The sequence below is a fragment of the Filimonas zeae genome, assembly GCF_014641615.1.
GTDB lineage: Bacteria > Bacteroidota > Bacteroidia > Chitinophagales > Chitinophagaceae > Filimonas > Filimonas zeae.
Window position 1 is genome coordinate 42560 of the sequence record NZ_BMIB01000005.1, and the last position, 16412, is coordinate 58971.

A 16412-nucleotide genomic window follows, 5' to 3' on the forward strand; every position below is an offset into this window, starting at 1 on the left:
ATTTCTGTAATAATTCCTTTCTGCTATTTGTTCATCATCAATCGTGTGTTAGCTATGTGGTTTGATAACTCAAAGGTAGTATGGTGCTTTAGCCGGGGCAATGCCAATTTTCCGGTTAAATGAACCGATTTTCCGGTAACTGTTATGCAGCCGTATCCGGCAGCATCAGTTCTTTCTTTACTTCAGAAGGATTGTAGCCAGCCACCTGTTTAAAAAAACGGCTGAAGTGAGAAGGTGTATCAAAATGCAGCTGATCTGCCACTTCTTTTACCGTAGCCTGTGTATACTGCAACAGATAAGCCGCTTCCCGGCAAATTCTGCGGTGAATAATATGCAGGGCAGATTCACCCGTTTCATTCCGCACCAGCTCGCTCAGGTATTTGGGCGATACATGCAGCAGCGAAGCATACTCCTGCACCGTTCGCAAATCAGTAAACTTTTCATCTACCAGCCTGCGGTATTCCTGTGCCAGCTGTGCACTGCGGGTAACTGGTTTTACACTACGCACTGTGTTGGCAGTATGCAAACGTTGCACTTCGTACAGCAACTCCAGCAATTGCAGGCGAAGAATGGGCAGCGCATAACCATCTTCTTTATGGCACTCCTCATACATACGGCGCATTACATCTTCTACTACCCGCGCATTCTCTGGCAGCAAACTAACCGCTTCTGCTTCGCTCAGCAGCAGTTGTTCCAGCACACCTTGTTTCAGCACCGCTTCATCCAGAAATTCTTTTTTAAAAAGTATGCAGTATAACAGCAGGTCTTCTGTTCCATGTACATAACCGTAACGGTAGTTGGGAGGAATCATAAAAAAACTACCAGGTTGTACTGCCACCTGTGTTTCATCCATCAGCATCGTGCCCTGCCCCCGCATACAAACGGCCAGTATATAATGGTCTGTTTTAACCGGGCCGCCAACTGGCAAAACTCCTTCCGCTGCAAGCAGTGCAAAATACGGATGCTGACCGTGTGGCCACGCTGATTGGGAAATTGTAACCTTTTTGGAGTACCAGGCAATGCTTTCTGCTATTGTTTCCATCTTCTCTCTTCTGTTCATACGCCCTATTCTAATCAGTCAATCATTAGTCCGGGGCAAAATTAAGTGTGCTCCTTGTTATGAAAAACCTTTTTCTGTTGTGTAAACCACGGCAGCAGTGGTATATATTTCTTAATTTCCCGCCATCCTTTACTCAAAAACAAGATCTCAGGCGTATGAAAACACAATGGATAGTCATTGCAGGTTTGTTTGTAATGATCCTCGCAGGCTGTAACAGCAAGAAAAAGCTGGTAGCCGTTGATCCATCTTTCAGTCAGTATGTTAACGCATACAGTGCAGGGGTGATCTCTAAAAAATCCCCCATCCGCATTCAGCTGGCGGCCGATGCGCAGGTAACGCACACCTTAAACGAAACCATTAAAGAAAAGCTGTTCAGCTTCTCCCCCGCGGTAGAGGGCAAAGCGTACTGGACAGACGCGCGTACCATTGAGTTTAAGCCCGAAAAAGACCTGAAACCGGATGAAATGTATGAGATACATTTTGAGCTGGATAAGGTAATGAAGGTACCCGCCGATTATAAAGACTTTGTATTTAATGTTCAGATTATTAAACCGGCTTTTGAAGTATCAGAAAACGGTTTACGTGCGCTGAACAAAACAGATATGAGTTTTAGCGGACAGCTGGTTACTGCCGATGTGGAAGAAAGCGCCAAAGTGGAAAAACTGTTACAGGCATCGGTAAACGGCAGCAATGCTACCATTGCCTGGCAACACAACGACGCCAATAAAACCCACGGCTTTGTTATTAATCCGGTAAAACGCAGCGGCAGCGCAGGCACACTAAAGCTGAGCTGGAACGGCGATGCACTGGGTTCTAAAATACAGGAGACCAAAGAGATTAACATTCCTGCCATTGGCGATTTTAAAGTAATGAACATACGGGCCGAGCAGGATGAGGAACAATACGCCCTTGTACAATTCAGCGACCCTATTACTGTGGGGCAATCGCTGGATGGTTTAATAGGCATCAGCAATCAGGAGCAGCTCAGCTACACCATACTGGGCAGTGAAGTAAAGGTATACAGCTCTGGCAAGCTGGATGGTGATTATACCGTTGCCGTGCATGAAGGCATAGAAAACCAATGGGGCGAAAAGCTGGAAAAAGCTTTTACTGCCAATGTGTTTTTTGAAAACCGCATGCCCTCTGTAAAAATTCATGGACGTGGTGAAATACTGCCTAACAGCACCGGTAAACTGGTGCTTCCGTTTGAAGCTACCAATCTGAAAGCGGTAGACATTTCCATCATAAAAATATTTGAAAACAATATTGGTCAGTTTTTACAGGAGAACAATCTGGGTGGCGGTAATGAACTGCGCCGTGTGGCCCGGCCATTGGTACAGGCCACGTTAAAGCTGGATGAAGATGCCGCTTTAAACCTGCACCGTAAAAACCGCTTCTCGCTGGATATTGATAAATATGTACGTACCGAGCCGGGTGCTATATACCGGGTGTTTATAGGCTTTAAGCCGGAATACAGCCTGTATACCTGTACCCAGGGTACCGATAGCAGCAGCAATGAGGAAGGCGATGAGGATGAGTATGATTACTACGAAGCCAACCGCAACGGTGGTGATGAGGATGACGCTTTCTGGCGCACCTACGATACCTGGTACCCTTACGGCTACAACTGGGAGCAACGCGATAACCCCTGCAGCCGCAGCTACTTTAACAAAGAGCGCTTTGCCAGCCGCAACATTCTGGCCAGCAATATTGGCCTTACCGCCAAGCGCAGCAACAACAACCAACTGTTTGTAGCCGTAAACGACATTATTACCACTAACCCCATGGGTGAGGTGGAATTACAGGTAGTAGACTACCAGCAACAGGTAATAGGCAAGGCCAATACTGATAAAGATGGCCTGGCACTGATACCATTAACACGTAAACCCTACCTGCTGATTGCTAAAAAAGGAACTGAAAAAGGTTACCTGAAACTGGATGATGGCAGCAGCTTACCACTGGGCCGTTTTGATGTGGATGGTGCGGAAGTGAAGAACGGTATTAAGGGCTTTATTTTTGGAGAGCGTGGCGTATGGCGGCCAGGCGACAGCTTATACCTGAGCTGTATTATACAGGACCGCGACCAGCAGTTACCTAAAGATCACCCGCTGGAACTGGAACTGATATCTCCACGCGGCCAGTTGTATAAAAGACTGGTACAAACCAATGCAGCCGATGGCTTTAATGTATTCAGAACTGCTACCGATGCAGGGGCCCCTACCGGCAACTGGTTATGCCGCGTAAAACTGGGTGGTGCTACGTTTGAAAAAAGGTTGAAGATTGAAACCGTAATGCCCAACCGCCTGAAGATTGATCTGGATTTTGCAGGCATGGAGGCACTGGGTAAAAACGCTACGGCCAGCGCCACACTCAGCGCCCGCTGGTTGTTTGGTGCTACTGCCGAAAACCTGAAAGCGAGAGTAGATGCGCAGTTGTACAAAAAATCTACCTCCTTCCCTAAGTTTAAAGATTATGTATTTGATAACCCCACTGCATCTTTTACCACCCAGTCTAAAACCATTTTCGACGGTGCGTTAAGTGCAGAAGGTAAGGCAGCTATTAACCCCGTATTTGAAAGCGGCGAGCAGGCACCTGGTCAACTACTGGCCAACCTGGTAATAAAAGTATTTGAGCCCGGTGGCAACTTTAGTATAGACAACGTGGCTATGCCGTTTAACCCCTACAGCAGTTATGCAGGCTTACGTGTACCTGAGGGCGATAAAACATGGGGCTTTCTGGAAACCGGTAAAAACCATCGTTTTGAACTGGCAGATGTAGATACCAAAGGCGAACCTGTAGCGGGTTCTACAGAACTGAAGCTGGAACTGTACAAAATTCAATGGCGCTGGTGGTGGGATAACAGCGGAGATGACCTGAGCAATTTTACCCAGGACACGTATAACAAACTGATAAAAGAAGACGCTGTAACATTGTACAATGGACGCGGCTTTTACGACGTTAAAATAGGAGCTGAAAACTATGGCCGTTACCTGTTACTGGTACGGGATACCCGCAGCGGCCACGTTACCGGCAAAACCTTTTATGCAGATGACTACGGCTGGCAAAGCCGCAGCGGCGGAGATGACAATGCTTCAGCCGCCGCTATGTTATCGTTTACAGCAGAGAAAAACAAATACAACACCGGTGAAAAAGTAAAACTAACCATACCCAGCAGCGAAGGTGGCCGTGCCCTTATTAGCCTGGAAAACGGCAGCAAGGTGCTGAAAACTTATTGGGTAAACACCACCAAAGGCCAGACAGAGTTTTCGTTTACAGCAGAAAAAGAAATGACGCCAAACGTATACGTTAACGTAAGTCTGATACAGCCGCACGCACAAACAGTAAACGATTTGCCGCTGCGTATGTATGGCACCATACCCATTACCGTAGAAGACAAAAACACGGTACTGAAACCGGTAATTAAAATGCCGGATGCAATACGACCCGAGCAGCCTGGTACCATTACGGTATCAGAAGCCAACGGCAACAGCATGACGTATGTAATTGCCCTGGTAGATGAAGGCCTGCTGGACCTTACCCGCTTTAAAACACCCGATCCGCATAGTGCCTTTTTTGCCAAAGAAGCGCTGGGTGTAAAAACCTGGGATTTGTATGATGAAGTAATTGGTGCATGGGGCGGACAACTGGAAAGAATACTTACCATAGGTGGTGATGGCGAAGCAGAACTGGCTTCTAAAACCAGAAGAGCTAACCGCTTTAAACCGGTGGTAACCTTTATGGGCCCCTTCAGCAGCAATGGCAACAGCAAAACCCATCAGTTTACGCTGCCACCTTATATGGGTGCTGTACGCGCCATGGTAGTAGCCGTTGGCGATGCCTCTAAGGGTACCGCATATGGTATGGCAGAAAAAAGTGTGCAGGTGAAAAAGCCGTTGATGTTAATGGCTACCCTGCCACGCGTGTTGGGCCCGCTGGAAGAAATTAAAATACCGGTTACGGTGTTTGCTACAGAAAGCAACATCCGCAATGTAAACCTGAGCATACAGTCTAATCCGTTTATCGAATCTGGCGGCACACAAAGCATCAGCTTCAACGGTACCGGCGAGCAACTGGTGTATTTTAATGCAAAAGTGAAACCCAATACCGGCATTGGCAGCTTTAAAATTGTAGCCAGCTCCGGTAAGGAACAAACGGTGTATGAAACAGAAATAGATATACGCAATGCCGCACCCTATACCACACAGGTAACAGAAGCTACGCTGCAACCCGGCCAGAGCTGGACGGGTAATGTAGCCATGATAGGTGATGCCTCTACCGCCAAAGCCACCCTGGAAGTATCCAGCATACCGGCTATTAACCTGCAGAAGCGTTTAAACTATCTCATTTCTTATCCGCACGGCTGTATTGAGCAAACCACTTCGGCCGTGTTTCCACAACTGGTATTGCAGCAGTTAACAGAACTGTCTGATAAAAAGAAAGCAGATATAGACAGAAACATTAAAGCAGCCCTGCAAAAACTACAGAACTTTCAAACAGCTGATGGTGGCTTCAGTTACTGGCCTGGCAATACCACTGCTGACGCGTGGGGTACCAACTATGCCGGACACTTTTTGCTGGAAGCAACTGCCCGTGGCTATAATGTACCAGCACAATTGTTACAGCAATGGCGTACCTACCAGCGCAATAAAGCCAGCGCCTGGAACCAGACCGAAGCACCATGGTATGGCAGCGACCTTACCCAGGCATACCGCCTGTACCTGCTGGCCCTGGCCAAAGCACCTGAACTGGGTGCTATGAACCGGCTGAAAGAATTTAAGTTTATTACCCCCGAAGCCAAATGGCGGCTGGCAGCAGCCTATTATCTGGCAGGCCAGCAACAGGTAGCCCTGCAACTGATAAGCGGTTTACCGGTAAGCTTCCCGGCCCGTACCGAGCCGGGTTACAGCTTTGGCAGCAGCCTGCGCGATCAGGCAATGGTACTGGAAACACTTACGCTGATGAAGCGCAAAGCAGAGGCAGAAGGCGTGGTAAAACAGGTAGCAGCGCAACTGGCACAGGAAAGCTGGTACAGCACACAAACCACCGCTTACTCCCTTATAGCCATTGCCAACTATTGCGGCACTAACAGCAATGGACAAAAAATAAACGCTGCAGTGGCGGTAAACAGCGAAAACAGCACCCTCAACAGCAGCAGCCCGGTTTCGCAGACCGCTGTAACCTGGCAAAGGGGCAAAAGCAGTGTACGCCTTACCAACAAAGGCAGCAATGTGCTGTATGTACGCGTAATTAATCAGGGGCAGCCTTTTGCTACCGAACCGGTGCCTGTTACCAACAACCCGGATGTGTTGCAGGTAAACGTAAGTTACCTCAGCAGCACCGGCCAGCCGTTAGATCCTGCCCAGTTAAGCCAGGGTACCGACTTTGTAGCCAAAGTAACGGTAACCAACCCCGGCAAACGCGGTGGGTACACGAATATGGCCCTGTCGCAGGTGTTTCCTGGTGGATGGGAGATTTTGAACACCCGCCTGTACAACAGCGAGGGTAGCTTTAAATCATCTCCTTCTTCCTATATGGATATCAGAGATGACAGGGTTTACCATTATTTTGATATCCGTCCGCGGGAAACGCTTACCTACTATGTACAGCTGAACGCAGCTTACCCAGGCCGTTACTTTTGGCCAGGGGTATATTGCGAAGCCATGTACGACCATACTATCAACGGTGGCGCCACCGGAAAATGGATAGAGGTAAAGGAGTAAGCCGATAATTTGAACGCTTTATCACTGAACCCGCACTAAAGGCACAGTATACAGATACCCTGAGACCGGCCTGCTGAAAATGAACATACGCTGTATCAAAAGCGTACATTTCAGCAGGCCGGTCTCTTTTATATATCTGACAATCAGCCATTAACATTTATGGCACCTCGTATGTTCCATTTTGCACATATCAGAACTATACAGTATGCTCCGAAACTATTTTCTTACTGCCTGGCGTAACCTGAAAAAGAACAAGTTAACGGCCGGCATAAACGTGCTGGGCCTTACCGTGGCCTTCACCTGCTGCATTGTACTATTTCTGATGGTACAAAGGCAGTTTTCGTACGACCGTTTTCACAAAAACGTGAACCGGATATTTAAGGTATATAGTGTATCGCATGCCAGGGAGGGCGACAAGCTGTCTGCCAGCATGGCCTACCCCGCTGCGCCGGCTTTTAAAGCAGAGGTACCTGGTGTAGAAAAATCCACTCCGTATATGTGGGCCGGGCAAGGCATACGTTATGGTGATAAAGAACTAGCCAAAAGCATACAACTGGTAAGTGCAGATTTTTTCAGCATGTTTAGCTTTCCTGTTAAAGCCGGCAACAGAGCCAACCCACTGGCTTCGGAGAGCGATATTGCCCTGAACGAAACCACCGCTAAAGCCCTGTTTGGCGATAGCGACGCCATAGGAAAATCTGTTGAAGTAAAACTGGGTAGCCACTGGAAAACCCTTACGGTATCTGCCGTGCTGGAAGATGCGCCAGACAACTCCACCCTGCAGTTTCAAACGCTGGCACGTATAGAAATCAACAACGATTATCCCGAACTGAAAAACAACTGGAACTTTCAGCACCACAATGTATATGTGCAGCTGAAGCCTAATATTACCCAGGCAACCGCAGAAAAAGAACTGCGCGAGGTGGTAAAACACTACCGGCTGGCTAATGAAGAAGAAATGAATACCAGAGGCTTTAGAAAAGACGCTGCGGGCGATTATTATGCGTTTAAACTGGCCTCACTAAACTCCCTGCGCTTTAATGAAGAGCTGGGTGGCAGAAATGCCGTGAGCAAGCTTTATTTATATACACTGCTTTTGATAGCCGTGGTGGTAATGTTTATAGCCTGTTTCAATTTTGTAAATCTGAATGTAGCCCGCTCACTTACCCGCGCGCGGGAAGTAGGCGTACGCAAAACTATCGGAGCCGGTAAAAAGCAGATATTTACGCAACTGTGGTCAGAAAGCTTTTTACTGTGTCTGATGGCTTTATTACCCGCTATACTGCTGGTAATACTTTGTATACGCACCTTTGGAGAAAAAGTATCACCCGCCATTCTGCTACAGCCGCTGGTGGTATTGAGCATATTGGGCGGCATGTTATTCGTGTCTTTTCTGGCAGGTGGTTACCCCGCCTGGCTGGTATCCCGTTTTAATACCGTAGAAGTATTAAAAGGAAAACTGAAAGTAAGCCGCTCCTCGGGTGTGCGTAACGGCTTAATTCTGTTTCAGTTTGTAATGGCCAGTCTGCTTATATGCAGCACCATTGTTATATTCAGCCAGTTTCAGCACCTGCGCAATGCACCGCTGGGTTATGAGCAGGAATCGCTTATCAGTATTCCCATTAAAAACACAGACAACTCTCAACACTACCTGCGGGCCTTCAGGCAGCAGATGGCTGCTCACCCGGAAGTAGTACAGATATCGGCCAGTGATATAAATCTGGGTATTGGTAAGGATGGTAGCCAGGCTTCTATGGCCAACGGTTTCAGTTATAAAGACAAGATAGTAAATACAGGTTTGCTCAATGTAGACTATGATTACCTCAAAACCATTGGTATTCCGCTGCTGGCCGGCCGTGAATTCAGTGCTGCTTTTCCATCAGATACCGCCCAGGATCAGGATAATATAGTGATTACAGAAAGCATGGCTAAACAGCTGGATGAAAAGCAGGTAATAGGATTATCTTTTTATACAGATAGTGCCAAACCCAAATGGACGGTAATTGGTGTTATTCCTGATTTTCACCTGTATTCCATGCACGAAAAAGTAGAGCCGCTAACCTTGCATATGGGCCGTGGCGGATACGGTTATATATTGGTGAAAGTAAATACCGGTAACCCACGCCATACCCTGACAATGATACAGGATGCCTACCGCCGCATTGAGCCCGCAAACAAAATAGAAGCTTCCTATATTACAGAAAACACATTACGTTGGTATGAGAAAGAGCAACGCCTGAGCACCCTGTTTGGTACTGCTGCTTCCATAGCTATTTTGCTTAGCTGCCTGGGGCTTTTTGCTATTGTGCAGCTGGTAATGGAGCAGCGCCGCAAAGAAATAGGGGTGCGTAAGGTACTTGGCGCCAGTGTACAAGGCATTACCCGCCTGCTGTGTAAAGACTTTTTACGCTTGGTGCTGGTAGCCTTTTTAATAGCAGTACCGGTAGCCTGGTATTTTCTGAACCAGTGGCTACAGAACTTTCAATATCATATTTCTATTTACTGGTGGATATTCCCGTTTGCAGGCCTGGTGATGCTGTTGATTGCCCTGGGCACTATCGGTTTTCAAACACTGAAAGCAGCCCTGGCCAACCCGGTGCAAAGCCTGCGTTCTGAATAGCTGATTGTTGTATATTCATCGCCGTTATGAAACTAAACGGCAAGCGGAAAAAGATACTGGCAGGAATAGCTTTGATTATGATTGTATGTTTTTGGCTGTGCCTGCCAGCTCAGCTGTTTAAAGCGCCCACCAGCTTTATTCTGATGGATGAAGAAGGGCACTTACTGAATGCCTCTATAGCAGCAGATGGCCAATGGCGTTTTCCTTATGATAGCGCTGTACCGCAAAAGTTTGTGGATTGTATTACCACCTATGAAGACAAGCGCTTTTTTTACCATCCGGGTGTGGATGTAGCAGCCCTTGCCCGTGCCATAAAACAAAACCTGCAGCACCATAAAACCATTAGCGGAGGCAGCACCCTTACCATGCAGGTTATGCGCCTGAGTGGCGGTAACCGCAGCCGCAACCTATGGAATAAAATGAAGGAGGCTGTATTAGCCGTGCGGCTGGAATGCGGCTACCGCAAGCGGAGTATACTGGCCCTGTACGCCTCTAATGCCCCCTTTGGCAGTAACGTGGTTGGGCTACAGGCAGCTGCCTGGCGCTACTTTGGCAGAAGCCCCGAACAGTTAAGCTGGGGCGAAACCGCAGCGCTGGCTGTGCTGCCAAATGCACCTGCTTCCATACACCCCGGCAAAAACCGCGACCAGCTGCTGAACAAGCGCAATAGTTTATTGTATAAATTATATACCACCCATAAAATAGACAGTATTACCTGCCGGCTGGCACAGCAGGAGCCCCTACCCGGCGCCCCCCGCCCACTGCCACAGCTGGCCCCGCACCTGCTGGACCGCTTTAAAAGGGAATATGCAGCCCTGCATGCTGACAATAAAGACCTTACTACAGGTATACAAACTACTATAAACTACCAGCTGCAACTACTGGTAAACGGTATTGTAGAAAGGCATCAGCAGGTATTAAAAGGCAACCAGATAAACAACGCGGCTGCCATGGTAATGGAAATAGAAAGCGGGCAGGTAGTGGCCTACACCGGTAACATATACAATACAGCAGATGCTGCACTGGAAAGCCATGTAGATGTACTAAATGCACCACGCAGCCCAGGCAGCACTTTAAAGCCCATACTCTACGCCAGCCTGCTTACCGAAGGCAGTATACTACCCCGCCAGCTGATACCGGATATACCTACTCAGATAAACGGCTATACCCCACAGAATTTTGATCTGGGGTATGATGGTGCTGTGCCCGCCAACCGCGCACTGGCACGCAGCCTTAACATTCCCGCTATTAAAATGCTGCAGCAATACAAGTACCCACGCTTTTACCATGTATTAAAAGAATGTGGCCTTAGCACCCTGCCCCGCCCTGCCGACTTTTACGGCATGAGCCTGATACTGGGCGGCTGTGAGGTTACGCCTTACGAACTGGCAGGCGTATACAGCAGCATGGCCCGTATGTATTTGCATGAGCAACAGAATAAGGGTAAGTGGAATCCGGAGGATTGGTTTATGCCGGGGTATATAAAAACTCAAAATTCAAAAGTAAAAAGTAAAAACTCCCAACTAACAGCTAACAACTCCCAACTCTTCAGCTACCCCGCCCTGTGGCACACGTTTAATGCTATGACGGAAGTAATGCGGCCGGGTGAGGAAGGATTATGGGGGCTTTTTGGTTCGGCGCAGCGGGTAGCCTGGAAAACGGGAACCAGCTTTGGCTTCAGAGATGGCTGGGCGGTAGGGTTTACACCCAAATACTGTGTAGTGGTGTGGGTGGGTAATACAACCGGCGAGGGGCGGCCCGGCCTTACAGGCATTAATACGGCTGCGCCTATCTTATTTGAGATATTCCGTAGCCTGCCGTTAACCAATTGGTTTACGGCACCATCTACCGGCTTTACCTATCTGCCGGTTTGCCATCATTCCGGTTTTAAGGCAGGTACCGACTGCCCGGTAGCCGATACCATGCTGGCAGATAACCGCGCGGTAAATGCGCCGGTTTGCCCCTACCATAAAATGGTGCATCTGGATAAAACAGGGCAATATCGTGTAACAGCCAATTGTGTTTCACCTGCCGGGATGCAGCACACCAGCTGGTTTATACTGCCCCCTGCCATTGAATATTACTACCGGCTGCAACATGCTGATTATAAGCCGCTGCCCGCTTTTTTACCCGGCTGCGCGGAGGACAATGGTAAAGTACTGGAGATTATTTATCCCGAAGAAAGCGCACGTATTTATGTGCCGCTGGAAATATCCGGCGAACGTGGTAATACTGTTTTCAGGGCTACCCACCGCAATACCAACAGCAAACTGTTCTGGCATATTGATGATGCTTTTGTAGCTACCACCCAACAGTTTCACCAGTTGTCCGTTAATCCCGCACCGGGTAAACACGTACTTACCGTAATTGATGAAAATGGGGAAAGTATTACCCGCAATTTTGAAATACAGACACAGGAAAAGAAATAAGAGGTAGCTTACAGTAAAAGCGCTGCCAGTACATAATCCGCCAGCAGTATCAGAATACAGCTTACAATTACTGCTGTGGTACTGGAACGGCCAATTTCTAATGAGCCGCCTTTTACATAATAACCAAAATAGGCAGATATAGAGCTGATAAGGAAGGCAAAAGTATATGCCTTAATCAAGGAGAAGAATACGTTGAAAGGTTTGAAGTTCTGACGCAGCCCGATATCATAACTTTCAGTAGAAAGTATGTTGGCTAAACTGCCCGCTATTCTACCCCCTATCAGCGCCAGAAACATAGAAAGCACAATTAACGCAGGTATTACGACTAATGCACCCAGCACCCTTGGCAAAATAAGGTAGCTTTTGGTATTGATACCCATAATTTCAATAGCATCAATCTGCTCGCTCACCCGCATATTACCCAGCTCGCTCGCAATTTTACTACCTACCACACCGGCCAATACCACACATACCACGGTAGGTGATAATTCCAGCATAATGGTATCGCGCACAATCATGGAAATAGTGGTTTTGGGAATCAGCGGACTTACCAGCTGATAGGCAGTTTGTACAGTAGTTACCGCCCCCAAGAAGAAAGAGATAATTAACACGATAGGCATAGCACCAAAACCAATTTCATAGCACTGGGTCATAAACTCTTTCCAGTACATTTTCTTGTTTTCAGGTTTCGAAATCATGCCCTTAAGCATGAGCAGGTACCTGCCTATCTGTGTTAAAAGATGCATTTATGCTAGATTAACTTATTACTTATCCTTTTTGCCTTTACGTCCTTTCCACCACTGCGAGCGTTGAACAGCATCATCAGTGTTCAGCTTGCATTTCAATTGCGCGTCTATTACTGCAATATTAGCCATATTGATAATACTGCGAACAGAACTTCCCAGTTGCAGTACGTGTACCGGCTTTTTCAATCCTAACAAAATCGGGCCAATAGCATCAGCGCCACCAACTTCTTTTAATAAACCGTAAGCTACGTTACCGGCAGACAGGTTGGGGAAGATAAGCGTGTTTACATCTTCGTTCACCAGTTCGCTGAACGGATAGTTATCGCGCATAATTTCTTTGTTGAAAGGCAGGGATGCCTGCATTTCACCATCCACAATCAGTGTACGGTCACGCTCTTTCAAAATGCGGGTAGCTTCTGCTACCAGTCTTGCTTCGGGCGAGTTGTTGCTGCCGAAATTGCTGTAGCTAAGCATAGCTATACGTGGTGTAAGGTTAAAGGTTTTTACCTCTTTAGCCACCAGTTCAGCAATATCTGCCAGTTCTTCTGCCGTGGGGTTAAAGTTAACCGTAGTATCTCCCAGGAACAAAGGTCCTTTTTTAGTCAGCAACAGATACATACCGGCAATACGCTTCACTCCTTCCTCCGTACCAATAATCTGCAGGGCCGGACGAATGGTTTCTGCATAATCGCGGGTTAAACCGGAAATCATACCATCTGCATCCCCCATTTCCACCATCATACAACCATAGTGGTTACGGTCGCTCATCACTTTCTTACTCTCGTAATAGTTGAAGCCTTTACGCTGCCGCTTCCAGAAGAATACCTCTGCGTACAGGTTTCTCTTTTCTTCAGTAGACTCGTGGTGTGGATCTATGATTGGTAAATCGCTGATATCCAGCGTATTTTCTTCCGCAATACGGCGTATTTTTTCCTCATTCCCTAACAGGATAGGATAACAGATACCCTCATCGTATACAATACTGGCTGCTTTCAGCACTTTTACGTTGTCTGCCTCAGCAAATACAATACGCTTAGGATCGCGGCGGGCTTTGGCGCCCAGTGCGCGCATAATCTGATTATCCAGCCCCAGACGTTTGTTCAGTTCAATGGTATATGCTTCCCAGTCATCAATCTTCACTTTTGCCACACCACTGTCAATAGCAGCTTTTGCCACTGCCGGCGATACGGTAGCCAGCAAACGCGGGTCTAACGGTTTAGGAATAATATACTCAGGACCAAAAGACATGTTCTTTTGGTTATACGCCAGGTTTACAATATCCGGCACCGGTGTTTTAGCCAGGTCGGCCAGTGCTTTTACAGCCGCCAGCTTCATAGCTTCATTAATCTGGCTGGCACGTACATCCAGCGCACCGCGGAAAATGAAAGGAAACCCTAATACGTTGTTTACCATGTTAGGATAATCGCTGCGGCCGGTAGCCATAATAATATCCTTACGGGCAGCAGTAGCCAGGTCGTAAGAAATTTCAGGTTCCGGGTTGGCCATTGCAAACACCACGGGGTTTTTAGCCATGCTCTTCACCATTTCCTGCGTAACCACATTTCTTACACTTAAGCCCACAAACACATCGGCATCTTTCATGGCTTTTTCCAGGTTGATATCCGATTTCTGAACAGCGAATTTCCTTTTCACTTCGTCCAGATCGGTACGGCCGGTGTGCAGTACGCCATCAATATCAAACATGGTAAAATTCTCATAACGGGCGCCCAGTGCCACATAAATCTGTACACAGGCCATAGCCGCAGCACCTGCTCCGTTAATTACAAATCTTGCCTTCTCAATCTTTTTCTTCTGAATTTCCAGTGCGTTCAGCAAGGCAGCACCACTAATAATAGCAGTTCCATGCTGATCGTCGTGCATTACCGGAATATTCATCTGCTCGCGCAATGCCTTCTCTATATAAAAACATTCCGGCGCTTTAATATCTTCCAGGTTAATACCGCCGAACGTAGGTTCCAGCGATTTTACAATCTGAACAAACTTCTCGGGGTCTTTTTCGTTGATTTCGATGTCAAACACATCTATATCAGCAAATATTTTAAATAATACGCCTTTACCCTCCATTACCGGCTTACCAGCTTCGGGTCCTATATCTCCCAAACCCAGTACGGCCGTTCCATTACTGATTACCCCTACCAGGTTGCCCTTGGCGGTGTATTTGTAAACATCTTCTTTGTTGTTGAAAATTTCCTTACAGGGTTCTGCTACTCCAGGACTGTAAGCGAGGGAAAGATCTCTTTGTGTTTTCGCTTCTTTGGTAGGTACTACTTCAATTTTTCCGGGGCGACCTTTACTGTGGTACTCCAGCGCCTGCTGCTTTCTCAGTTGAATCTGCTTATCCATATTTCTGTTTTTAGCCGGCATGTAAACACGGTAATCCATTAACACAAACAGACCAGGGTTGAAATTGAAGGGGGACTGCTTTCTATGCCGGCAAGGCCGCAAAAATACGGGAATATCTGATAGCTAACGGAGGGGAGTATGAACAAAAGGAAGTTTCGTTTAACAAAACGCTAACAGAATCAATGTTTTACCCTGTATGTTAGGGGGTGTATATTTCAAACACTCAGGGCGTTACCACTGGCAACGCCCTGAATTATACTAAGCTTTAATTTCTGTTTTATTGTGCAGCGGCACCGAGATACGCCATTATTCCCATGCCGGTTTCAATGGCGTTTTCATCTACATCAAACCGTGGGGTATGCACATTATGTACAATGCCTCTTGCTTCGTTACGTACTCCCAGTCTGAAAAAACATCCCGGAATAACCTGGGTGTAGTAGCCAAAATCTTCCGCGCCCATGCGCATTTCGGTTTCCTGCACATTTCCTTCCCCCATATAAGACTTTGCCAGGCTCCATCCTTTTTCGGTTAATTCCGGATCATTATCTACCGTAGGGTAGCCAATATCAATGTGCAGATCAACTTCCGCACCCATCGCTTCTACCAGCCCTATGGTTTGCTTGCGGATAAGCTCGTGAGCTTTAAAGCGCCATTCTTCATCCATAGCACGGAAAGTACCCATCAGCTTTACCTCGCTGGGTATAACGTTAGTGGTATGCCCGCCCTGAAAAGAACAGATAGACAATACCGAAGGAGACAACGGATTGTTGTTACGGCTGATAATCTGTTGCAGGCTAACAATAAGCTGAGAAGCTATTAATATAGTGTCGGCAGTAAGATGGGGAGCAGCCGCATGCCCGCCTTTGCTTCGGATGGTAATATAAATTTCATCTGCACTGGCCATTACACGGCCCTTGCGAAAGCTGAGTAACCCGGCATCCAGTCCCGGATGTACGTGCAGGCCAAAAATGCCCTGTGGTTTTGGGTTTTCCAGCACGCCCTCCGCAATCATAATGGAAGCGCCTCCCGGATTTTTTTCTTCACCCGGTTGAAATATCAGCTTAACCGTTCCTTCCCACTCATTTTTAAGCTCGTTGAGTATTTTGGCGGCCCCCAGTAAACAGGTAGTATGCACATCGTGCCCGCAGGCATGCATAACCCCCTCGTTTTGCGAGCGGTAGGGTACATTGTTCTCCTCTTTAATAGGCAATGCATCCATATCGCCACGCAGGGCAATAACACGGCTTTGCGGGTTGCGGCCCTCAATAATACCCACAATACCGGTAGTGGCTTTTATAGTAAACGGAATACCATATGATTGTAGCTTCTGCTGTAAAAAAGCAGAGGTAGCATGTTCCTGGTAACTTAATTCGGGGTGTGCATGCAAATGCCTGCGCACCTGGGTAAACTCTTCGGCATATTGCCGGGCAAGGGTCTTAATCTTTAGCTCTACACTCATCAGATGCTCAATTG

General features: G+C 47.4%; 7 protein-coding genes. 3 read left to right on the forward strand and 4 right to left on the reverse strand.

What is annotated here, in order from left to right; all coding sequences use genetic code 11:
• Nucleotides 1-142: 142 nt before the first annotated feature.
• Nucleotides 143-1060 carry a helix-turn-helix domain-containing protein gene (locus IEY13_RS23875; protein ID WP_188957089.1) on the reverse strand — a complete coding sequence of 306 codons (918 nt, stop codon included), beginning with the start codon at nt 1058-1060 and terminating at the stop codon, nt 143-145.
• 155 nt (nt 1061-1215) lie between these two features.
• On the opposite strand from IEY13_RS23875, the gene IEY13_RS23880 reads away from it, so the two are divergent.
• The 3 genes from IEY13_RS23880 to pbpC all read left to right on the forward strand — a co-directional run bounded on the left by IEY13_RS23880 (nt 1216) and on the right by pbpC (nt 11829).
• The gene (locus tag IEY13_RS23880) at nt 1216-6780 is read left to right on the forward strand and encodes an alpha-2-macroglobulin family protein (protein WP_188957091.1); all 5565 of its coding nucleotides are present in this window, start codon (nt 1216-1218) and stop codon (nt 6778-6780) included.
• Nucleotides 6781-6985: 205 nt separating this feature from the next.
• Nucleotides 6986-9400, forward strand: a complete 2415-nt coding sequence (locus IEY13_RS23885; protein ID WP_188957093.1) for an ABC transporter permease — start codon at nt 6986-6988, stop codon at nt 9398-9400.
• 26 nt (nt 9401-9426) lie between these two features.
• A complete protein-coding gene (gene pbpC, locus IEY13_RS23890; RefSeq protein ID WP_188957095.1) occupies nt 9427-11829 on the forward strand; it encodes a penicillin-binding protein 1C in 2403 nt (800 codons plus the stop codon).
• 8 nt (nt 11830-11837) lie between these two features.
• Here the strand turns inward: pbpC and IEY13_RS23895 are convergent, their stop codons facing one another.
• The 3 genes from IEY13_RS23895 to IEY13_RS23905 form a co-directional block, all read right to left on the reverse strand.
• Nucleotides 11838-12527: an MlaE family ABC transporter permease gene (locus tag IEY13_RS23895; protein WP_229687995.1), complete on the reverse strand. Its 690-nt coding sequence runs from the start codon at nt 12525-12527 to the stop codon at nt 11838-11840.
• Between the two features lie 66 nt (nt 12528-12593).
• Entirely contained in the window at nt 12594-14939 is a 2346-nt protein-coding gene (locus IEY13_RS23900; RefSeq protein WP_188957100.1) for an NADP-dependent malic enzyme, read from the reverse strand.
• A 277-nt stretch (nt 14940-15216) separates the two neighbouring features.
• Nucleotides 15217-16398, reverse strand: a complete 1182-nt coding sequence (locus IEY13_RS23905; protein WP_188957102.1) for a M20 metallopeptidase family protein — start codon at nt 16396-16398, stop codon at nt 15217-15219.
• Nucleotides 16399-16412: the final 14 nt, after the last annotated feature.